Origin of the sequence: Pseudoalteromonas sp. MEBiC 03607 (assembly GCF_004792295.1) — a bacterium.
GTDB classification, from domain to species: domain Bacteria; phylum Pseudomonadota; class Gammaproteobacteria; order Enterobacterales; family Alteromonadaceae; genus Pseudoalteromonas; species Pseudoalteromonas lipolytica_C.
On the sequence record NZ_SRRY01000001.1, the window covers coordinates 179,750 to 201,210 of the forward strand.

The window sequence follows — 21,461 nt, forward strand, 5'->3', positions numbered from 1 at the left end:
AACAAGCCACTGATTTACCTACTTTATATCCATAAAAATTCAAACAGCTCACACATTGTTGTTAGCCAGTTTTCTGCATGAGATATCAGTTAAGGAAAATCATATGCTCACAAAAACACACAAGGCGATCTCGCTAACGTTATTTGCAGCAGCACTGAGTGCATGTCAAAGCACGTCGACATCAACAAGTAATAAAAATAGTCCAAATGTAAATGAAGTCGCACAGCAACAATATAACGGCCCAAAAGCTCGCATCGCTGTAGCCCGCTTTACCGATAAATCAAATGATTCGCGTTGGTGGCGAAAAGAAATCGGTGAAGGTATGGCAGATCAATTAACAACCGCATTAGTCAGTACCAATCGATTTATTGTTTTAGAAAGACAAGCACTCGATGCGGTGTTATCTGAGCAAGATCTCGCTGTTTCAGGGCGCGTAAGTGCAGCATCAGGAGCAGCTTATGGTGAAATCGAAGGTGCCGAAATCGTGGTAGTTGCAGCGGTTACTGAGTTCGATGATGATAGTTCAGGTGCCAGTGTAGGCAGCGGTGGTTTTATTGGTGATGTATTTAGTTCAGTATCGGCTGGTTTCTCAGGCTCACACATGGCCATTGATTTACGCCTAATTGATACCCGCACCTCGCGAATTCTAGCCGCAACCAGCGTTGAAGGTGGCAGTAAAGACTTCGATTTCACATCAGCAGCGACTAACTTTGGCGGTGCACTTGTCGGTGGAAATTTAAGTGGCTGGTCAAACACGCCAAAAGAAAAAGCATTGCGCGAAGTAATCGTAAAAGCCGTTGAATTCTTAGAGTCAAAAGTGCCCACAACTTATTATCGTTATAATAGCGACAACACCATAGCAGCTGGCTACAAGGCCCCTGCACCACTAAAAGTAACCACAGCTGCAGCACCGGCTAAAGCGCCAATAGCATCGGTTACTGTTCCGAGTCACAGAATGCCTTACTATGAAAAAACAGACCTGGCGATGTCACGACTCAATTTAGTGTGTTTAGGTTACTTGAAGCAGCAACCACACTATGAAGAATTTGACGTTGAAGACGTAAAGTATGATCAAGCCACTGTGATTGCGCTCACTGAATATCAGCAAGAAAATAAGCTAAAAGTGACGGGGCTTGCAGATGAAGCAACTAAAAAATCTCTTGATGATACACAGTGTATTGCCAAAACCAACAAGTCACACTTAGAAAGCTTAGGTAGCATGTTTAAATTTGACTGAGTAAACTTACAGCCAGTGTTAGTACTGGCTGTATCACCGTTTTTATTGGCGCCTTCACTACACTAACCTGCTACATATCACACTACTTGCAACAACTCACCACGATAAAAATCACATAACAACCAAATTTGTTGAAAGGGATGCTGCTTAGGCACATCAAGGTGAGTAAGTACTGACTTAAAATCATCGAAATGCCATATAGTACTGGCATTTCGAATTAATAACCAAGGCTGCGAAGACTCGTAATGTTTCTTAGCTTTTTGTGCCAGCAATCGATGCAAAGCACAGTGCAAACGTTCGTTACTCGGTGCTAAAGCCATTTCAGCGAGATCGCGTTGCATTGAGATAGACAGCGGGCGACCTAGCACCGCCATCGCTTCTGTTTCACTGGCATATAAATGCGCTATTTCAATATCGAGCCGTTCATCACCTTTATAACAACTCACATCTGGTTTACTTGGTGTGTTATGCCAGATATTACGCATGGTTACACCAAACTGCTTTTCGTAGCAGCGTAAAAATAGCTTTGCCGCACTATGCTCGAGTGCTATTTTTTCTTGTTCACTCTCACGATTCATTTAATGTCGCATATACATCACTTAATAACCCAGAAGCGCCGAAACGAAATAGCTCTGGCTGTAAGTACGCTTCACCCATGATTGATTCGGCTAAGGCTAAATACTCAGCAGCATCAGTGACTGTTCTGACCCCGCCTGCTGCCTTAAAACCAACCTTTTTACCAGTCGCTTTAATGGTATTTAACATGATGGCTGTTGCAGCTAGCGTTGCATTAACAGCCACTTTACCGGTACTGGTTTTAACGAAGTCAGCACCGCCATTAATTGCCAGCTTAGTTGCCGTTGCAATAAGATCATCGGTTAATTCGCCACTTTCGATAATGACTTTAAGTTGCGCTTGGCTGCCACATGCCTCTTTTGACGCTTTGACATACTCTAAAACTTTGCGCTCATCACCGGCAATCAGTGCTTTATAGGGGATCACTAAATCAATTTCGTCGGCTCCGCGCTCAATGGCAAACAGTGTTTCATTTATCACTTGTTCTAGAGGCTGCTCACCATCAGGAAAGTTTGTAACTGTCGCCACTTTTACGTGCTGAAGTTCACGCTCAGCGAGTGCCAGTTTAGCGTCACTAACAAACTGGCTGTACACACAAACCGCCGCAGGGATGCCCAGTTTTGGCTCAATACTAGCAACCAAGTTATTAATTGATTCTGTGTTGTCGGTGTCATTCAGAGTTGTTAAGTCCATCAGCGCCACCGCTTGAGCAGCGATTGTTTGTGTTTTATTCATTACGTTTACTTTTTTGTTGCTATCTTAGTGACCTATAGTAGCAAATTTTTATCATTCGGCTATAAATCATAACTAATCACCATAAGGCAACTAATTTACTTGTAACTCGCCGCAATCCCTTGTTAACTAAGCCTTAAGCCAAACACAACCACCATATATAACTTTTAGCTATATAAACTTGGTTTTAATTATTTTTTACTTTATATGGAGCACTATATTCTGCTTACCTGCAATAAGCAGTTTATTCAATGTGTTTTAGGGGTGTAGACAAAGTGCAATATTTACCAATCTTTACCAAATTAGACGACAAGCCTGTTCTGGTAGTCGGCGGTGGGGATGTTGCGTTACGCAAGTGCCGAGCATTTTTAAAAGCCCGCGCCAACGTGACCTTAGTCGCCCCTGCATTTTGTGATGAACTACAAGAGCTTGCAAAGCAAGGTGATGTAACGCTTATTAACGACTTTTTCAAAGAGCAGTATTTAGAGCAACAGATGCTAGTGATTGCTGCTACTGATATCGACAGCGTAAATGAGGAGGTGTTTAAGCTTGCCAATGCACGCAATATCTTCGTAAACGTGGTAGATGACCAACCTAAGTGCAGCTTTATTTTTCCATCAATTGTTGACCGTGACCCGATCACAATTGCAATTTCAAGCGCCGGTACAGCGCCAGTTTTAGCACGTCGTTTACGTGAAAAACTCGAAACGCTTATTCCACAGCATATTGGGCCGCTAGCAAGTTTAGTGGGCAGCTTTCGTGACAAAGTAAAACAACGCTTTAAACACTTTGCCGATCGTCGCCAGTTTTGGGAAGGCGTATTTGATTCATCAGTCGTGAGCAAAGTTCAAGCGGGTAATACCGAAGCTGCCACAGCGCAGCTAGAGCAGATGTTAGATGCCAAGCCTGAGCCTGAAGGCGAAGTGTATGTTGTTGGTGCAGGCCCGGGCGACCCAGAGCTATTAACGCTAAAAGCACTACAATTAATGCAACAAGCCGACGTAGTTGTATATGACTACTTGGTTTCTGATGAAATTATGGATTTAGTACGCCGTGATGCCGATTTGGTTTGCGTAGGTAAACGTTTAGGCGATCACAGTGTAGCGCAAGAAGATACTAATCAGATGCTGGTCGATTTTGCCAAGCAAGGCAAAAAAGTATGCCGTATTAAAGGTGGCGATCCATTTATTTATGGCCGTGGTGGTGAAGAGGTGCAAGTTCTCGCAGCTAATCAAGTACGTTACCAAATCGTACCGGGTATTACTGCTGCTGCAGGTTGTAGTGCTTATGCTGGCATTCCACTTACTCACAGAGATCATGCCCAAGCCATTCAGTTTGTAACGGGTCACTGTAAAAAAGATGGTCAAGAATTAGATTGGCAGTCACTTGCCAAACCAAATCAGACCTTAGCGATTTACATGGGGGTGATTAAATCACCACATATTCAAGCACAATTATTAAAACATGGCCGCGGTGCAGACACACCCGTAGCCATTATCGAAAACGGCACACGTAAAGAACAACGTGTGGTTACAGGGCAATTAGGTGAGCTGGCCGATTTGATTTCGCGCCATAGCATTATTTCACCCGCCTTATTAATTATTGGCGAAGTTGCATCATTGCATCATCAACTTGCATGGTTTGGTCAAACCGAGCAAACCAGCAGCTTTGCCCAGCCTTTAACTGGCGTAGCTTAATTTAACTTTTAATCATTTTAGTAGGACGACTAACAATGGCTTTAACACACCTTCAGCAATTAGAAGCTGAAAGTATCAAAATCATGCGCGAAGTTGCTGCTGAGTTTGAAAACCCGGTGATGCTTTATTCTATCGGTAAAGATTCATCAGTGTTATTACACTTAGCGCGTAAAGCGTTTTACCCAGCAAAAATTCCATTTCCACTTTTGCACGTTGATACCAACTGGAAGTTTAAGGAAATGATTGAGTTTCGTGACCGCCTTGCTAAAGAGTATGGTTTTGATTTAATCGTCCATAAAAACCCAGAAGGTTTAGCGATTGATATCAATCCATTTGTGCATGGCTCAGCTAAACACACCGACATCATGAAAACGCAAGGCTTAAAGCAAGCGTTAGACAAATACGGCTTTGATGCTGCGTTTGGTGGTGCACGTCGTGACGAAGAGAAATCACGTGCTAAAGAGCGTGTTTACTCATTCCGTGACAAACACCACAGATGGGATCCAAAAAACCAACGTCCAGAGCTTTGGAATACGTATAACAGCCAAGTTAACCCGGGCGAAAGTATTCGTGTATTCCCGCTTTCTAACTGGACTGAGCTTGATATTTGGCAGTACATCTACCAAGAAAACATTGAAATGGTTCCACTTTATCTTGCCAAAGAGCGCCCTGTAGTTGAGCGTAACGGCACGCTTATTATGGTTGATGACGAACGTATGCCTTTAGAAGAAGGTGAAGTACCGCAAATGAAATCGGTCCGTTTCCGTACTCTTGGTTGTTACCCGCTAACGGGTGCTGTGGAATCAACAGCAGGAACCTTAACTGAAATTATTGAAGAGATGCTGCTTTCTACCTCTTCTGAGCGTGAAGGCCGCGTGATTGATCACGACTCTGCTGGTTCAATGGAAAAGAAAAAACGTGAGGGCTATTTCTAATGTCTAAAACAAACGACACGATTAATGAAGTAAGAGAGCTAGGCATCGACGCCTACCTTGCGCGTCAACAAGACAAAAGCCTTTTACGCATGCTGACTTGTGGTAGTGTAGATGACGGTAAATCAACGCTGATTGGCCGCCTTTTACACGACAGCCACCAAATTTATGAAGACCAACTTGCAGCCCTGCATAAAGACAATGAAAAAGTCGGTAATGCCGGTGAAGAGCTTGATTTAGCACTCCTTGTAGATGGTCTTCAAGCTGAGCGTGAGCAAGGTATTACCATTGACGTTGCTTATCGTTACTTCTCTACAGCAAAACGTAAATTCATTATTGCTGATACGCCAGGACATGAGCAATACACACGCAACATGGTGACCGGCGCATCAACTAGTGACGTGGCGATTATCCTAGTTGACGCTCGTTACGGCGTACAAGTACAAACTAAGCGTCATAGCTTTATCTGTGACTCATTAGGTATTAAGCAGTTTGTTGTTGCTATCAATAAGATGGATATCGTCGATTTCGATGAAACGGTATACGAGAAAATCAAAGCCGACTACCTTAAGTTTGCAGAGCAGCTAAACGCCACTAATATCAAATTTGTGCCGATGTCAGCGCTAAAAGGTGACAACGTAGTAACACGCTCAGAGCACACACCTTATTACACAGAAAAGCCACTGCTGGAGTTACTTGAAGACTCACCAGCAGCTGAAATTGATAACGGGTTTGAAGCCCGCTTACCAGTGCAATATGTAGTACGCCCGAACTTAGACTTCCGTGGTTTCCAAGGCACTTTAACGTCTGGCAAACTTAGCGTGGGTGATGCAGTGAAAGTATTACCATCGGGTAAAAGCTCGAGCATTAAAGAGATTGTCACTTTCGATGGTAACCTAGATACCGCTGAAGCAGGCCAAGCAATTACCTTAACGTTAAACGACGAAATTGATATCAGTCGTGGCGATGTGATTGTACCAGCAGCCTCAAATGCTGCTGTAACAAACCGTATTCAAGCTAAATTAGTATGGATGCATGAAGCACCGTTAGTATTAGGTAAAAGCTACAACTTTAAGTTAGGCAGCAAAAATACCTCGGCAGTGGTAAGAAAGATCGATCACACGATTGATGTTAATACCCTAGAGCATGGTCAAGCTGACTCATTACAGCTTAACGAAATTGCCATTGTAACCCTAGAGCTTACAGAAACAATTTTGGCTGATGAGTACCATAACAACCATGAAACAGGTGCATTTATCCTAATTGATCGCTTATCTAACCTGACCGTTGCTGCAGGTATGATTGAACAATTACTTAGCACCGAAGAGCAACAAAGTAACTTTAGCGATTTTGAAGTTGAATTTAACGCATTAGTACGCAAGCACTTCCCTCATTGGCAAGCGCTTGATATAACTAAGCTTAAATAATCACCATTCGCCTGTTATAGGAAGTAAAAAGCATGTATCAACAGCTGGTATTAACAGGCATTATGCTGGTATTAGTCGGGTGCCTTTTTGGCACACGACTAAAACCTGCATGGTTATTTGTCGGCGCCATTGGTATTAGTTATTTAGCTGGGCTGATCAGCCTTGAAGATATGCTAATTAACTATGCAAATCCTTCTTTAATTACTCTTATTCTACTTGTACTCGTTTCGATAGCTGTAGAAAAAACCACGTTAGTGCAAAAGCTTGCTCAGTCTCTTTCGAAAGGTAGCCTGACAAGTTCGGTGACAAAACTGGGTTTATCAACTGCCTTTTTATCATCATTTACTAATAATACAGCAGTAGTAGCATCGCTTATCAGTGCAATAAAAGAAAGCCCGACACATTCACCGTCTAAGCTTTTGTTACCTTTATCGTACACTGCCATTTTAGGTGGCACGATCACCCTGATAGGTACCTCAACCAATTTAATTGTTAATGGCTTTGCCGTTGAAGCGGGCATGGAGCCACTTGGTTTTTTTGATTTTACCTTGATTGGTTTAGGCGCATTGAGCGTCGGACTTATCACTATTTTAGTGATGCTCAAGTATTTACCAGATAACGGTAAAAATGACCAAGAAGTGGTGCCCTTTTACCTTGAAGGTAAAGTCGAAACAGGCTCTAAACTAATTGGTAAAAGTGTTGAGGAAAATGGCCTTCGTGAATTAAAAGACTTGTTCTTAGCCGAAATAATCCGTGGTGATAAACGTATTTGTGCGGTTACCCCAAAACAAGTTATTAAAGAAGGTGACGTACTGCTGTTTGTAGGTGATATAAAGTCAGTACCTCTGCTCACCCAATTTGACGGCTTAAAAGTTGTGCACGACAAACATGAGAAAGACGTTGAGCACCTAGTTGAAGTTGTTGTTAGTCATTCATCAAAATACATTGGTAAAACAATTAAAGAAATTCGCTTTCGTGAACAATTTCATGCAGCCGTTATTGCCATTCGCCGCGGCCATGACCGTTTACAAGGTGGCTTAGGTAAAGTTCAACTGCAAGCGGGTGATTCCTTGATCCTTGCTCCTGGCAAAGCATTTTACTCGCTGCCCAATTTAAAACGCGAGTTTGTTTATATATCAGGCCTTGATTTACAAACCCATTTAAAACCTAAGCAATCAAATATTGTGCTGGCAAGTTTTGCAACCGTATTAGGGTTAAGTATTGTTGGCCTAGTGCCATTAGTAAAAGGCCTACTCGTTCTTCTTATCGGTTTAATGCTAACGGGCACAATCAAGCTAAGTGAAGTAAAACGTCGCTTCCCAATAGAGTTGCTCGCAGTAGTCGGTAGTGCCATTGGCCTTGCCAAACTCATGATAGGCACAGGCCTTGCCGGTGAAATTTCGTCGGCCATGTTATACGTATTAGGTGACTTTGGGCCTTACGGCGCATTTATCGCCATATTCTTAATGACGGTTTTATTTACCGAACTCATTACCAACAATGCCGCTGCAGCGCTTTCGTTTCCGGTAGCGTATGCACTCGCCGTTGGTTTTGATGTATCACCGTTGCCTTTTATTATGGCTGTCGCATTTGGTGCATCAGCGAGCTTCATTTCGCCATTTGGTTATCAAACTAACTTGATGGTTTACAGCGCGGGAAATTACCGCCTTAAAGATTACATTGCCATGGGCTTACCTTTATCGATTATTTACTCGATTACGGTTTTAACACTCATACCACTGGTATTCCCATTTCAATAACGAGAGTAAAGACAATGGATGAAAATATCGTTTGGCATAATTACGCCATTAGCAAATCACAGCGTAGTGAGCAAAAAAAGCATAAGCCAACCATTTTATGGTTCACTGGTTTTTCAGGTTCAGGCAAAAGCACTGTTGCAAACGCACTAGAAAGCGCATTAAACCAGCTAGGTGTTCACACCTACCTGCTTGATGGCGACAATGTACGTCATGGCTTATGTAAAGATCTTGGCTTTACTGATGAAGACCGTGTGGAAAACATTCGTCGCGTCGGTGAAACTGCAAAGCTGATGGTCGATGCCGGTCTTGTGGTATTAACCGCATTTATTTCGCCATTCCAAAGCGAACGCGATATGGTAAGAAACTTAGTAGAGGATGGTGAGTTTATTGAGGTATTTTTAGATACCCCGCTCGACGTGTGTGAAACACGCGACCCTAAAGGGCTTTATAAAAAAGCGCGTGCAGGTGAAATTAAGCACTTCACAGGTATCGACTCAGACTATCAAATCCCTACATCGCCAGAAATTAAAATCGATACCAGTAAAAACAGCCTAGACCAATCGGTGCAAGAACTGGTAGCGTATTTAAAACAACAGCAAATTATAGGTTAAGTCATGAATCAAACGGAACTGCTAGAAGAAATCTTACTCCTCGCACGCCAAGCCGGCAGTGCAATAATGGGGATTTACGAAAAGGACTTTAATGTTGAGTACAAAGCTGATGAAAGCCCAGTGACCGACGCCGACCTAGCAGCTCACAAAGTGATTGTGAATGGCTTACAACATCTCACCCCTGATGTACCAATTCTAAGCGAAGAAAGCGCTGATATTAGCTGGGATATCCGTCAAACTTGGCAACGCTACTGGTTAGTAGACCCAATTGATGGCACCAAAGAGTTCATTAAAAAGAATGGCGAATTCACTGTAAACATTGCCTTGATTGAAAAAGGTAAACCGGTATTGGCCGTTGTCGATGCACCGGCATTAGGTGTGTCGTATATTGCTGCAGAAGCAATAGGTGCCTTTAAAGATAAAGGTGATGAGCGTATCGAACTAAAGGTAACCCGTAAGCCCAATAAAGGGCTTATCCGTGTTGTCGGAAGCCGTTCACACCCCTCTCCTGATTTAGCTGAATTCGTAAAACAGTTTGAAGATGTAGAAATGGTTTCAAAGGGCAGCTCACTAAAACTTTGCCTTGTTGCCGAAGGGAGTGCAGATATATACCCGCGCCTTGGCCCAACCTGTGAGTGGGATACCGGAGCAGGTCATGCGATTGCTGAAATAGCAGGCGCAACGGTTAGCAAACTCGATGGCAGCCCACTACTGTATAACAGTAAAGAAGAGTATCTGAATCCGTATTTTGTCGTATCGGCATTACAGAACTAAAAGCGTTCCGTTTAATATCGTAGGCTGGGTAGAGCGTAGCGAAACCCTAGCCTACGTTATTATCATCTCAAAGTAAGTCTATAGATTTAACGCCTACCACTTAATAGTGAAGCCCACCTAGATAATAAGTCCTTGTTCCTATAATATTTTGCTCTCTTAATCTATTAAAGGAATAACCATGACGACTGTTGAAAAAGCAATTGAAGCCGGTTACGAGGCACAAATTACCGCACTTTATAAAGCCCTTTCACAAGGAGTGCTTGCCGCCAATGGCGATGAAAGTGAAATCACTGCAGCTGAGGCACGTTTTAAGAAAGGTTTAGCATTTGCTGCAGACATTAAAGCTCGCGCACTTGCAGCTGCAGAATAAATAGCTTAATTGGGCTTATCTCAATAAGCCCAACTTTTTCCTTTGTAAGTCTCTCCTTACAGCATAGTTATTTAAATACAACGCTAAAACATGCATTCTTAGTCGCTTTTCTATATGCTGCGCGACAATTATTATTCTAATAGTGGAGTGCTAATGAACACACATCAAGATGCTATGCAGTATGATGCATCGACAACAAGTAGTAACTCAAAATGGAATCTTCATGACACCCAGTGGGTGTTAAGTTTATTTGGCACCGCAGTCGGTGCAGGGATTTTATTCTTACCAATTAATATCGGCATCGGCGGATTTTGGCCTTTAATTATCATGGCATGCCTTGCTTTTCCGATGACCTACTTAGCTCACAGAGGCTTAGCCCGCTTTGTTTTATCATCAAAAAAGCCTGAAGCAGACTTTACCGATGTAGTAGAAGAACACTTTGGCATTAATGCAGGACGCCTGATTTCTTTACTGTATTTTCTGTCTATCTTCCCTATCTTACTTATTTATGGTGTTGGCTTAACCAATACTGTAGACAGCTTTATCATTAATCAATTAGGTATGGAGTCACCACCACGCGTGCTGTTATCTGGCCTGCTCGTTGGCGGTATGATCAGCCTAATGTTAGGTGGCGAAGCACTCATGTTACGTGCCTTTGCAATTCTTGTTTATCCTCTCGTCGCTATCTTGTTCTTCTTATCGATTTACTTGATCCCAAGCTGGCAAATGCCTGATGTATCAATCCCTGAGTTTTCAGGTTTCATGAAAACACTTTGGTTATCAATACCTATCATTGTATTCTCATTTAGCCATGCCGCTGCAATATCAAGCTTTGTACATGTACAGCGCGCTCACTATGGCGACAATGCCAAAATGAAGTCAGAGGCAATTCTGAAGCGCACCAGCTTATTGTTAATTGTATTTGTTTTATTATTTGTTTTTTCGTGCGTGCTGTCGCTTTCTAGTGAGCAAATGGTACAAGCAAAAGCAGATAACGTATCTATCTTGTCATTCCTTGCCAATATTACTGATAACTCGTTTATTGCGACCTTAGGGCCATTAGTTGCCTTTATCGCAATTACGTCTTCATTCTTAGGCCACTTTTTAGGTGCTCGTGAAAGCTTCAACGGCTTAGTCAGTAAACAAGCGCATATGAACCCTAAGCTTGTTGATAAGATTGGCACTGTCATCATGTTCTTCGCTATTTGGTATTGCTCAGTGATCAACCCAAGTATTTTAGACATGATGGATCAGCTATCAGGCCCAATCATCGCCATGATCCTTTTCATCATGCCAATGATTGCCGTATATAAGGTCCCTAGCTTACACAAATACAGAAACCGCTTAAGCACACTGTTCGTATTAACAGTTGGCTCTCTAGCCGTATTTGCGCTTATCTACAGCATGATTAAGTAATCTCATCATTGCTAGATATAGAAGCCCAGCCGGGAAACCGGCTGGGCTTTTTTGTTAGTAACTAGAAAGTTGGAAGGCGTGGCGTAGGTTGGGTAGAGCGCAGCGAAACCCAACACAGAGCTATCAGCTATCAGCTTTCAGCCGTCAGCGATCAGCCGCTTGATCTGACTCCGATAAAGTAGACACAAGGTTTAATTAACTTGTTCGTACTGCATGGGACTTTTATACCCTAGGGTGCCATGCCTTCTTACTGAGTTGTAGTATTTTTCAATATAAAAATACGTTTGTGTTGTCATTTCACTACGACTCAGTTCATTTAAATTCTTTATCCACTCCTTTTTATACTGCGCAAAGAAGCTTTCTGAGCATGCGTTATCCCAGCAGTTGCCTTTTCTAGACATACTCACTGTGACACCTCTATTAGTTAACCACTTCACTGTTTCCTTTGCGACATACTGAGCTCCTTGGTCTGAATGAAAGAGCAAGTTCGAACCATCAGGTTTACGTGCTGACCATGCTTTCCTCAGTGTTTTAATAACTAACTCGGCGTTGTTTATACGGCTTGTTACCCAGCCAACAACCTTACGAGAGTACAAGTCAAGGATGACGCATAAATACTGCCAACCATCTTTACAGCGTACTTGTGTGATATCTGATACCCACACGGTATTTACTGCATCAACATTAAACTGGCGCCGTAATAAATTACTCGCTTTGATTGTACCTTCTTTCTTCGAGCGGCTTGTATAGCGTCTTTTACCTGACTTTGAACGATAGCCAACGCTTTGTAATAGTCTCTGCACACGCCCTTTACTGCAATCAAAACCATGTGCTACCGCTGCCTCCCAGAGCTTCCTATAACCAGGAATACAGTGCTCTTGGTCGCTGACATACTTTAGAAATTTCAGTAACGAACTGTTTTCTTTCTGGCGTGTGCTAGGTAATTGCTTTAACCATTTATAGTATCCAGCCGGCGACACAGATAACCAGCTGCACAACTTCTTCACTGTGCGTTTGGCGTCTGTGACCTTGTGGATATATTCGAACCTTATTCTTTTAGGCTGTCGAAGTAGACCTTCGCCTTTTTTAAAACGTCATTCTCCAACTGAGCATCTTCGAGTTGCTTCTCAAGCTTGCGAATTTGGCGTTCTAAATCTGTGTATGATTTGTCAGGGCCTTGGTTCTTTAGTGGCTTTGCCGTTTTCTTTTTCGAGGTCATGTGACTTCTCCAACTTGATAGCATGTCAGGATGAATACCGTACTTATTAGCGACCATCTTAACTGTATCTGTGGTGTCTAACGACTCTTGAACGACTTTTATTTTAAATTCGAGGGAATATCTACGCTGTGACTTTACTTTCATGATTACTGACTCCAAAAAGGTGTCTACTTTTATGGAGTCAGATCATTCAGCTGATGTCTGATGGCTGAAAGCTGACAGCTTAAACGCAAAAAAGCCCGACTCTTTCGAATCGGGCTTTCTTTAATTTGGAGCCTGGCGATGTCCTACTTTCACATGGCAAATGCCACACTATCATCGGCGCTGTTTCGTTTCACTACTGAGTTCGGCATGGGGTCAGGTGGGTCCAAAACGCTATTGTCACCAAGCAAATTTGGGGCGTTAATCGCTTTTGCAATTAACTAAAATTCGGAATTCTGATATCAAGTAAATGTCTACTTTAGTTTCTTAACTTCTGTTCGTTACGCTGTCATAAAACGCGTTTGGCGTTGTATGGTTAAGCCTCACGGGTAATTAGTACAGGTTAGCTTAATGGCTCGCACCACTTCCACACCCTGCCTATCAACGTTGTAGTCTTCAACGGCCCTTCAGAGACTTTAAAAGTCTAGTGAGAACTCATCTCGAGGCCTGCTTCGCGCTTAGATGCTTTCAGCGCTTATCAGTTCCGAACGTAGCTACCGGGCAGTGCCATTGGCATGACAACCCGAACACCAGCGGTTCGTTCACTCCGGTCCTCTCGTACTAGGAGCAACCCCTCTCAATTCTCAAACGCCCACGGCAGATAGGGACCGAACTGTCTCACGACGTTCTAAACCCAGCTCGCGTACCACTTTAAATGGCGAACAGCCATACCCTTGGGACCGACTTCAGCCCCAGGATGTGATGAGCCGACATCGAGGTGCCAAACACCGCCGTCGATATGAACTCTTGGGCGGTATCAGCCTGTTATCCCCGGAGTACCTTTTATCCGTTGAGCGATGGCCCTTCCATTCAGAACCACCGGATCACTATGACCTACTTTCGTACCTGCTCGACGTGTCTGTCTCGCAGTTAAGCTGGCTTCTACCATTACACTAACCGTACGATGTCCGACCGTACTTAGCCAACCTTCGTGCTCCTCCGTTACTCTTTGGGAGGAGACCGCCCCAGTCAAACTACCCACCAGGCACTGTCCGTAACCCCGATTAGGGGCCAACGTTAGAACATCAACACTACAAGGGTGGTATTTCAAGGACGGCTCCACAAAGACTAGCGTCTCTGCTTCAAAGCCTCCCACCTATCCTACACATGTAGGGTCAATGTTCAGTGCCAAGCTGTAGTAAAGGTTCACGGGGTCTTTCCGTCTAGCCGCGGGTACACAGCATCTTCACTGCGATTTCAATTTCACTGAGTCTCGGGTGGAGACAGCGTGGCCATGGTTACACCATTCGTGCAGGTCGGAACTTACCCGACAAGGAATTTCGCTACCTTAGGACCGTTATAGTTACGGCCGCCGTTTACCGGGGCTTCGATCAAGAGCTTCGTCCGAAAACTAACCCCATCAATTAACCTTCCGGCACCGGGCAGGTGTCACACCGTATACGTCATCTTGCGATTTTGCACAGTGCTGTGTTTTTAATAAACAGTCCCAGCCACCTGGTCACTGCGGCTCCCGTCCGCTTAGAGAGCAAGTCTCATCACAGATAGGAGCGTACCTTCTCCCGAAGTTACGGTACGATTTTGCCTAGTTCCTTCACCCGAGTTCTCTCAAGCGCCTTAGTATTCTCTACCTGACCACCTGTGTCGGTTTGGGGTACGATTCGGTATAATCTGAAGCTTAGAGGCTTTTCCTGGAAGTATGGCATCAACAACTTCACCACCTTAGTGGCTCGTCTCGTGTCTCAGTCTTAGCAACCCGGATTTTCCTAAGTCACCAACCTACTCACTTTCACATGGACAACCAACGCCATGCTTGTTTAGCCTGCTCCGTCCCCCCATCGCAATTATACCAAGTACGGGAATATTAACCCGTTTCCCATCGACTACGCCTTTCGGCCTCGCCTTAGGGGTCGACTTACCCTACCCTGATTAACATGGGATAGGAACCCTTGGTCTTCCGGCGTGCGGGTTTTTCACCCGCATTATCGTTACTCATGTCAGCATTCGCACTTCTGATACCTCCAGCAACCCTCCCGGGTCACCTTCAACGGCTTACAGAACGCTCCCCTACCACTCATACATAGTATGAATCCGCAGCTTCGGTGCATAGTTTAGCCCCGTTACATCTTCCGCGCAGACCGACTCGACCAGTGAGCTATTACGCTTTCTTTAAAGGGTGGCTGCTTCTAAGCCAACCTCCTGGCTGTCTGGGCCTTTCCACATCGTTTCCCACTTAACTATGACTTTGGGACCTTAGCTGGCGGTCTGGGTTGTTTCCCTCTTCACGACGGACGTTAGCACCCGCCGTGTGTCTCCCGGATAGTACTTTACGGTATTCGGAGTTTGCAAAGGGTTGGTAAGTCGGGATGACCCCCTAGCCTTAACAGTGCTCTACCCCCGTAAGTATTCGTCCGAGGCTCTACCTAAATAGATTTCGGGGAGAACCAGCTATCTCCCGGTTTGATTAGCCTTTCACTCCTAGCCACAGGTCATCCCCTAACTTTTCAACGTTAGTGGGTTCGGTCCTCCAGTTGATGTTACTCAACCTTCAACCTGCCCATGGCTAGATCACCGGGTTTCGGGTCTATACCTTGCAACTATACGCCCAGTTAAGACTCGGTTTCCCTACGGCTACCCTAATCGGTTAACCTCGCTACAAAATATAAGTCGCTGACCCATTATACAAAAGGTACGCAGTCACCCAACAAGTGGGCTCCTACTGCTTGTACGTACACGGTTTCAGGTTCTATTTCACTCCCCTCACAGGGGTTCTTTTCGCCTTTCCCTCACGGTACTGGTTCACTATCGGTCAGTTGGGAGTATTTAGCCTTAGATGATGGTCCACCTATATTCAGTCAAAGTTTCACGTGCTCCGACCTACTCGATTTCACTTAAGATGCATTTTCGTGTACGGGACTATCACCCTGTATCGTCAAACTTTCCAGAATGTTCCACTAACACATAATAAGCTTAAGGGCTGGTCCGGTTTCGCTCGCCGCTACTTCCGGAATCTCGGTTGATTTCTGTTCCTACGGGTACTTAGATGTTTCAGTTCTCCGCGTTCGCCTCTTACACCTATGTATTCAGTGCAAGATACCTGCAAGCAGGTGGGTTTCCCCATTCGGAAATCCTAGTCTCAAGCGCTTTTTACTAGCTTGACTAGGCTTATCGCAAGTTAATACGTCCTTCATCGCCTCCAACTGCCAAGGCATCCACCGTGTACGCTTAGTCACTTAACCATACAACCCAAACGGGTCTTTGTTAGTGACAGCTGTTAACTTCGCCAGAAGTTAATTCATCAAATAATGATGAGAATACTAAAGTAGATACCGATTAATCATTGCTGATTAACTGGCATATTTTTTACTTTTGAAAACTCTTTATAGATACAAGTATCTATAAGAATTTTAATATCAGCTTTCCAAATTTTTAAAGAGCAAGAGAATAAACTTCTCAAAATTAAACACACTCTATTCTCAAGCAGTTTATTACCTGATTAAGAATGTTTATTTTTAAGGAGTAAAAGTGGTGGAGCTAAGCAGGATCGAACTGCTGACCTCCTGCGTGCAAGGCAGGCGCTCTCCCAGCTGAGCTATAGCCCCACATATGCTGGTACTTATTGTTTGTAACCGACTTTGTTTCCAGACAAGGCATGGTACAACGACGTTTAGTTCATTAAACGAGGCGTGCCATAACGAAGTATGGGAGCAAAGTGGTGGGTCTGAGTAGATTTGAACTACCGACCTCACCCTTATCAGGGGTGCGCTCTAACCAACTGAGCTACAGACCCAAACAATAAGTGTTGTTCTCTTTACAATTAACAATCATCTGTGTGGACACTACGAACAAATAAGTTCTAAATCGTATAAGGAGGTGATCCAGCCCCAGGTTCCCCTAGGGCTACCTTGTTACGACTTCACCCCAGTCATGAATCACTCCGTGGTGAACGTCCTCCCGAAGGTTAGACTATCCACTTCTGGAGCAACCCACTCCCATGGTGTGACGGGCGGTGTGTACAAGGCCCGGGAACGTATTCACCGCATCATTCTGATATGCGATTACTAGCGATTCCGACTTCATGGAGTCGAGTTGCAGACTCCAATCCGGACTACGACGCACTTTAAGTGATTCGCTTACCCTCGCAGGTTCGCAGCACTCTGTATGCGCCATTGTAGCACGTGTGTAGCCCTACACGTAAGGGCCATGATGACTTGACGTCGTCCCCACCTTCCTCCGGTTTATCACCGGCAGTCTCCTTAGAGTTCCCGACCGAATCGCTGGCAACTAAGGATAGGGGTTGCGCTCGTTGCGGGACTTAACCCAACATCTCACAACACGAGCTGACGACAGCCATGCAGCACCTGTATCAGAGTTCCCGAAGGCACCAAACCATCTCTGGTAAGTTCTCTGTATGTCAAGTGTAGGTAAGGTTCTTCGCGTTGCATCGAATTAAACCACATGCTCCACCGCTTGTGCGGGCCCCCGTCAATTCATTTGAGTTTTAACCTTGCGGCCGTACTCCCCAGGCGGTCTACTTAATGCGTTAGCTTTGAAAAACAACTCCGAAGAGTCGAGCTTCTAGTAGACATCGTTTACGGCGTGGACTACCAGGGTATCTAATCCTGTTTGCTCCCCACGCTTTCGTACATGAGCGTCAGTGTTGACCCAGGTGGCTGCCTTCGCCATCGGTATTCCTTCAGATCTCTACGCATTTCACCGCTACACCTGAAATTCTACCACCCTCTATCACACTCTAGTTTGCCAGTTCGAAATGCAGTTCCCAGGTTGAGCCCGGGGCTTTCACATCTCGCTTAACAAACCGCCTGCGTACGCTTTACGCCCAGTAATTCCGATTAACGCTCGCACCCTCCGTATTACCGCGGCTGCTGGCACGGAGTTAGCCGGTGCTTCTTCTGTAAGTAACGTCACAGCTAAGTGCTATTAACACTTAACCTTTCCTCCTTACTGAAAGTGCTTTACAACCCGAAGGCCTTCTTCACACACGCGGCATGGCTGCATCAGGCTTGCGCCCATTGTGCAATATTCCCCACTGCTGCCTCCCGTAGGAGTCTGGGCCGTGTCTCAGTCCCAGTGTGGCTGATCATCCTCTCAAACCAGCTAGGGATCGTCGCCTTGGTGAGCCATTACCTCACCAACTAGCTAATCCCACTTGGGCTAATCTTATGGCGTGAGGCCCGAAGGTCCCCCACTTTGGTCCAAAGACATCATGCGGTATTAGCAGTCGTTTCCAACTGTTGTCCCCCACCATAAGGCATATTCCCAAGCATTACTCACCCGTCCGCCGCTCGTCAGCAAAGTAGCAAGCTACTCTCTGTTACCGCTCGACTTGCATGTGTTAGGCCTGCCGCCAGCGTTCAATCTGAGCCATGATCAAACTCTTCAATTAAAAGTTTTTTTGAAACCGAAGTTTCCTGCTCAATGAATTCTGTATAAATTGACTATATAGTCACTCATAAGAAATTGAGACTCTAAATTTGTTTGCGTCACTTAGTAAACTAAGCTTCGCTGTTAGAACTCAATCTGTACGAGTGCCCACACAGATGATTGCTTTATATTGTTAAAGAACGTTGCGACGTTGTCGCTAGGGATGCGTATAATACATCCTTAATTTTTCGAGTCAATACTTAATTTCAAACTTTCTTTCGATAATTTGAAACCGAAGTTTCACTTAACTCTCTGCTACGTTGTTGTTCAGCGTCTTTCGTTGCTGCCCGCCGTGTCAGTGGGGTCGCATTATAGGGAGATCTAAAAACAGATCAACACTTTTTTTTGATCTTTTTACTGTTCGCTCAAAAAGCGAACTAAATTTACCGAAAATAGCAAAACAGGTTGCGATTATGGCTGTTTTTTAAGCCAATATTCATAATTTAATGCAAATTTCATTGCTATGTTCATTTAACTCGTTAAGATAGCAAGTTCACAATGTTAAATTAATGTTTATTTCTTGTTTATTGGTAGATCAAAATGAAATTACCCGATCAAAAATCTTTTCTTTTCTCCGTTATTCTTGCTGTATTAGGGTTTGTTGTTGTTAAGTTTGCATTCGCGAGCTTAGCGTTAGACCCAGCATTGCTATTTGGTGCAGGCTTATTAATTGGTGCTTTAGTTATTGCAGCTCTTTCATCAACGTCAAGTGAGGAGGCCGAAGTAAAAACAAAAACACTTTATGTTGGCAACCTACCTTATCGTGCAAATGAAGGTGTTGTTCGTGCTTTATTTGAAGAACAAGGCAAAGTGTTCAACGTTCGTTTATTAAAAGATAAAAACACAGGTAAACGCCGTGGCTTTGGTTTTGTTGAAATGGCTGAAGTGGATGCAGATAATGCAATTAATCAATTAAATGATAGTGAGTTCCAGCAACGTACTTTAAAAGTACGTGAAGCAAAACAAAAACAAGAGAACGAGGCTAATGGTTTCCGCGAGGGATCTGATCAGTCAGCGTAATGAGTTCTACACTTAATTGCGAATGACAAATAGGAGCCGTTGCATAATAGTGCAGCGGCTTTTTTTTACCTGTTGTAAAGGTAAGGCCACGTAAAGAGATTAAACTCTCAACCCGCTTAGCAATCGCTTTGCCTGAATCAATAAGTATAATCTGTTGTTTGTAGTAATTACTAATCGCGCTGGCAAGTAATGGAAAGTGCGTACAGCCAAGTACCAACACATCTATCTCTTCTGCTATCGCTAAATCACTCAATACTTTTGCAAGCTTTGCTTCATTAAGTATCTGCGTATGAAATAGTGCTTCTGCAATTTCCACAAGCGTCGTTGAACCATATAAGCTGACTCGAGTGCCTTGGCTATGAGTACTAATTAAGTTTGCAGTATAGCGGCTCTTGGTTGTTGATGGTGTTGCCAATAACCCGATATGTTTACTTTTACTTATAGCGCACGCAGGCTTGATCGCTGGCACTACACCAACAACTTCTATATTAGTATAAGGTCGAATTGCCTCTAAGGCTGATGTTGAAGCGGTGTTACAGGCTATTACTAGTATATCTACCTGCAGCGCTCTACTTTCTATAAAGCAAAGTAAAGCAAGTAAGCGGTCAATAATGGTTTGTTGGCTTTGAGAACCATAAGGTAATAATGCATTATCCATGAAATAGCTATAATCAGCATTTGGGATCAATGCTTGGATCTGTTCAAGTACAGTGGTTCCACCTATACCTGAATCAAACACCATAATATGGACTGACAAACTGCTTACCTCGGATCATCAAAGGCCAGCAGTTTGCCATGCAGTTTTAGAAAAAGAAAGTTGCGGTTATGAGTCTTGCTCAGAAGCTGAACGCAACTTGTTCATTTGCTCGAACATTGCTTTGGTATAATCAACTAACTTACTGACTTCCTCTTTGTCTTGATTCAACCATTGTAAGATACCAGCTAGTTCATTTTGCAAACCTATGTCGCCGGCTTTATTAAATGCCTGTTTTAGGTCGTCATTAAACGGCGCTATTTTCTCGGCGACTTCTTTTTCAGGAGCTGGTTTATATTCTTCATAGCCTTTTATCGCAGCCACTGTTTTGGTTTGTTTCAGATCCATCGTAAAGCCAACGAGTTGTTCATTACCTAAGTTCAACTCTTTCGCTTGTTCAAAGGCTTCTTCTAATGAACCAGAGAAGAATGTCTCACTGACACTTTGCAAGTCTTCCATCAATTCATTGATAGCTTGTTGCTCTTGCTCATTTAAATCACCATTGACTGTCATCGAAAATGACAAGTCGCGTGATTGCGAAGATTCACTAACAAACGCTTCGTTATCGCCATTTTTACTATAGCTACTTGCCGATTTACTTTCATAGGCATCTGCAAAGCTAATACTTACTTCATCACCTTCAGCCGTTGTAAAAGTGTATTCTGCGTTATTACTTAAACTAAGGTATTGGGCTTGGCTTACTGAAACTGCGTTAGGTTTAGGGTTGAATAAATCATCTTCTAGCTCATCTATACCTTTATAGATGCCTTCTTTAGATTTTTCGATGCCTTCTTTTATATCATCATTAAGAATGCCTGACTCTTTGAGCTCATCATACGCATCGTCGATACCCATTTGCACACCTTTGCGTGCATCACCTAGCATGCCTTTGAGTTTTTCATCATCAGCACCATCGGCTTTTGCTTTGCGAAGTGCGCCGCCAACAAAGTCGAGTACGTTTTTAACGATCTCTTCAAAATCAAATAGCGGTTTATCTTTTTTCTCTTCAGCTTTAGGTAAGCCAAGAGCTGCAGCTAGTTTATCATCAAGAACTTTTGCTGCCAGCTCTCGCCCGCGTTGCTGATAACTGTCTTGACGATTTTGAATGGCAGGCTGCTGCAGTGCCTGTTTGCCATTGTATTTATTCACATTTGTATTAGGTATATAGCCTAGATTGCCAATTTTCATGATCCGACTCCATGTTATGGTTATCTCATTATCGGCCAAAAACCACATAACTTAAGTTTTTTGTATAAAAAAACGACACCAAAATAAATAACAAAACTAGACAAATCCTCAGCGCTCCCTACAATAGCGCCGTTATAAAGCTAA

The 21,461-nt window shown here is 43.7% G+C and carries 15 protein-coding genes, 2 tRNA genes and 3 rRNA genes; 10 read left to right on the plus strand and 10 right to left on the minus strand.

Annotated features, from left to right (window positions below; genetic code table 11):
- Positions 1 to 103 precede the first annotated feature (103 nt).
- Positions 104 to 1,237 carry a CsgG/HfaB family protein gene (locus E5N72_RS00720; RefSeq protein ID WP_135922813.1) on the plus strand — a complete coding sequence of 378 codons (1,134 nt, stop codon included), beginning with the start codon at positions 104 to 106 and terminating at the stop codon, positions 1,235 to 1,237.
- 77 nt (positions 1,238 to 1,314) lie between these two features.
- Here E5N72_RS00720 and E5N72_RS00725 read toward each other — a convergent pair whose 3' ends face one another.
- On the minus strand, positions 1,315 to 1,815 hold the full coding sequence (locus E5N72_RS00725) for a hypothetical protein (protein ID WP_135922814.1): 501 nt from the start codon (positions 1,813 to 1,815) through the stop codon (positions 1,315 to 1,317).
- A complete protein-coding gene (deoC, locus tag E5N72_RS00730; RefSeq protein WP_135922815.1) occupies positions 1,805 to 2,548 on the minus strand; it encodes a deoxyribose-phosphate aldolase in 744 nt (247 codons plus the stop codon). The genes E5N72_RS00725 and deoC overlap by 11 nt, the downstream gene beginning before the upstream one ends.
- 272 nt (positions 2,549 to 2,820) lie before the next feature.
- On the opposite strand from deoC, the gene cysG reads away from it, so the two are divergent.
- The 8 genes from cysG to E5N72_RS00770 all read left to right on the plus strand — a co-directional run bounded on the left by cysG (position 2,821) and on the right by E5N72_RS00770 (position 11,532).
- Positions 2,821 to 4,242 carry a siroheme synthase CysG gene (gene cysG, locus E5N72_RS00735; protein ID WP_135922816.1) on the plus strand — a complete coding sequence of 474 codons (1,422 nt, stop codon included), beginning with the start codon at positions 2,821 to 2,823 and terminating at the stop codon, positions 4,240 to 4,242.
- A 35-nt stretch (positions 4,243 to 4,277) separates the two neighbouring features.
- On the plus strand, positions 4,278 to 5,177 hold the full coding sequence (gene cysD / locus E5N72_RS00740) for a sulfate adenylyltransferase subunit CysD (protein ID WP_135922817.1): 900 nt from the start codon (positions 4,278 to 4,280) through the stop codon (positions 5,175 to 5,177).
- Entirely contained in the window at positions 5,177 to 6,601 is a 1,425-nt protein-coding gene (cysN, locus tag E5N72_RS00745) for a sulfate adenylyltransferase subunit CysN (protein ID WP_135922818.1), read from the plus strand. The genes cysD and cysN overlap by 1 nt, the downstream gene beginning before the upstream one ends.
- Before the next feature lie 32 nt (positions 6,602 to 6,633).
- Positions 6,634 to 8,361 carry an SLC13 family permease gene (locus tag E5N72_RS00750; protein ID WP_135922819.1) on the plus strand — a complete coding sequence of 576 codons (1,728 nt, stop codon included), beginning with the start codon at positions 6,634 to 6,636 and terminating at the stop codon, positions 8,359 to 8,361.
- A 14-nt stretch (positions 8,362 to 8,375) separates the two neighbouring features.
- Positions 8,376 to 8,972 (plus strand): adenylyl-sulfate kinase, encoded by a 597-nt coding sequence (gene cysC / locus E5N72_RS00755; protein WP_063700754.1) that lies wholly within the window; start codon positions 8,376 to 8,378, stop codon positions 8,970 to 8,972.
- Between the two features lie 3 nt (positions 8,973 to 8,975).
- Complete coding sequence (gene cysQ, locus E5N72_RS00760; RefSeq protein WP_063700756.1) at positions 8,976 to 9,746, plus strand: 3'(2'),5'-bisphosphate nucleotidase CysQ; 771 nt, start codon at positions 8,976 to 8,978, stop codon at positions 9,744 to 9,746.
- A 178-nt stretch (positions 9,747 to 9,924) separates the two neighbouring features.
- Positions 9,925 to 10,116, plus strand: coding sequence for a hypothetical protein (locus tag E5N72_RS00765; RefSeq protein WP_063700758.1), 192 nt, complete (start codon positions 9,925 to 9,927; stop codon positions 10,114 to 10,116).
- A 153-nt stretch (positions 10,117 to 10,269) separates the two neighbouring features.
- Positions 10,270 to 11,532, plus strand: coding sequence for an aromatic amino acid transport family protein (locus E5N72_RS00770; RefSeq protein WP_135922820.1), 1,263 nt, complete (start codon positions 10,270 to 10,272; stop codon positions 11,530 to 11,532).
- Between the two features lie 191 nt (positions 11,533 to 11,723).
- On the opposite strand, the gene E5N72_RS00775 is transcribed toward E5N72_RS00770, so the two are convergent.
- The 6 genes from E5N72_RS00775 to E5N72_RS00800 all read right to left on the minus strand — a co-directional run bounded on the left by E5N72_RS00775 (position 11,724) and on the right by E5N72_RS00800 (position 18,317).
- Positions 11,724 to 12,895, minus strand: a protein-coding gene (locus E5N72_RS00775) for an IS3 family transposase (protein ID WP_135922821.1) whose coding sequence is annotated in 2 segments (ribosomal slippage) — positions 11,724 to 12,622 and positions 12,622 to 12,895 — 1,173 coding nt in all. Because the reading frame shifts where the segments join, the coding sequence is not laid out codon by codon here.
- 130 nt (positions 12,896 to 13,025) lie between these two features.
- A 5S ribosomal RNA gene (gene rrf, locus E5N72_RS00780) occupies positions 13,026 to 13,140 on the minus strand.
- 124 nt (positions 13,141 to 13,264) lie between these two features.
- A 23S ribosomal RNA gene (locus tag E5N72_RS00785) occupies positions 13,265 to 16,149 on the minus strand.
- Between the two features lie 287 nt (positions 16,150 to 16,436).
- Positions 16,437 to 16,512, minus strand: a tRNA-Ala gene (locus E5N72_RS00790).
- Between the two features lie 111 nt (positions 16,513 to 16,623).
- Positions 16,624 to 16,700, minus strand: a tRNA-Ile gene (locus E5N72_RS00795).
- 76 nt (positions 16,701 to 16,776) lie between these two features.
- A 16S ribosomal RNA gene (locus E5N72_RS00800) occupies positions 16,777 to 18,317 on the minus strand.
- Together the 16S, 23S and 5S rRNA genes with 2 tRNA genes alongside form the textbook arrangement of a ribosomal RNA operon.
- A 578-nt stretch (positions 18,318 to 18,895) precedes the next feature.
- Here E5N72_RS00800 and E5N72_RS00805 point away from each other — a divergent pair.
- Complete coding sequence (locus E5N72_RS00805; RefSeq protein ID WP_135922822.1) at positions 18,896 to 19,375, plus strand: RNA-binding protein; 480 nt, start codon at positions 18,896 to 18,898, stop codon at positions 19,373 to 19,375.
- On the opposite strand, the gene murI is transcribed toward E5N72_RS00805, so the two are convergent.
- Positions 19,338 to 20,132 carry a glutamate racemase gene (gene murI, locus E5N72_RS00810; RefSeq protein ID WP_135922823.1) on the minus strand — a complete coding sequence of 265 codons (795 nt, stop codon included), beginning with the start codon at positions 20,130 to 20,132 and terminating at the stop codon, positions 19,338 to 19,340. The genes E5N72_RS00805 and murI overlap by 38 nt on opposite strands.
- 66 nt (positions 20,133 to 20,198) lie before the next feature.
- Positions 20,199 to 21,317 (minus strand): DUF5610 domain-containing protein, encoded by a 1,119-nt coding sequence (locus E5N72_RS00815; RefSeq protein WP_135922824.1) that lies wholly within the window; start codon positions 21,315 to 21,317, stop codon positions 20,199 to 20,201.
- Positions 21,318 to 21,461: the final 144 nt, after the last annotated feature.

What these genes read in the sequence shown, in the direction of transcription:
- E5N72_RS00720 (WP_135922813.1), top strand. Translation starts at nt 104, where the DNA reads ATGCTCACAAAAACACACAAGGCGATCTCGCTAACGTTATTTGCAGCA.
- E5N72_RS00725 (WP_135922814.1), bottom strand. Translation starts at nt 1,815, where the DNA reads ATGAATCGTGAGAGTGAACAAGAAAAAATAGCACTCGAGCATAGTGCG.
- deoC (WP_135922815.1), bottom strand. Translation starts at nt 2,548, where the DNA reads ATGAATAAAACACAAACAATCGCTGCTCAAGCGGTGGCGCTGATGGAC.
- cysD (WP_135922817.1), top strand. Translation starts at nt 4,278, where the DNA reads ATGGCTTTAACACACCTTCAGCAATTAGAAGCTGAAAGTATCAAAATC.
- cysN (WP_135922818.1), top strand. Translation starts at nt 5,177, where the DNA reads ATGTCTAAAACAAACGACACGATTAATGAAGTAAGAGAGCTAGGCATC.
- E5N72_RS00750 (WP_135922819.1), top strand. Translation starts at nt 6,634, where the DNA reads ATGTATCAACAGCTGGTATTAACAGGCATTATGCTGGTATTAGTCGGG.
- cysC (WP_063700754.1), top strand. Translation starts at nt 8,376, where the DNA reads ATGGATGAAAATATCGTTTGGCATAATTACGCCATTAGCAAATCACAG.
- cysQ (WP_063700756.1), top strand. Translation starts at nt 8,976, where the DNA reads ATGAATCAAACGGAACTGCTAGAAGAAATCTTACTCCTCGCACGCCAA.
- E5N72_RS00765 (WP_063700758.1), top strand. Translation starts at nt 9,925, where the DNA reads ATGACGACTGTTGAAAAAGCAATTGAAGCCGGTTACGAGGCACAAATT.
- E5N72_RS00770 (WP_135922820.1), top strand. Translation starts at nt 10,270, where the DNA reads ATGAACACACATCAAGATGCTATGCAGTATGATGCATCGACAACAAGT.
- E5N72_RS00805 (WP_135922822.1), top strand. Translation starts at nt 18,896, where the DNA reads ATGAAATTACCCGATCAAAAATCTTTTCTTTTCTCCGTTATTCTTGCT.
- E5N72_RS00815 (WP_135922824.1), bottom strand. Translation starts at nt 21,317, where the DNA reads ATGAAAATTGGCAATCTAGGCTATATACCTAATACAAATGTGAATAAA.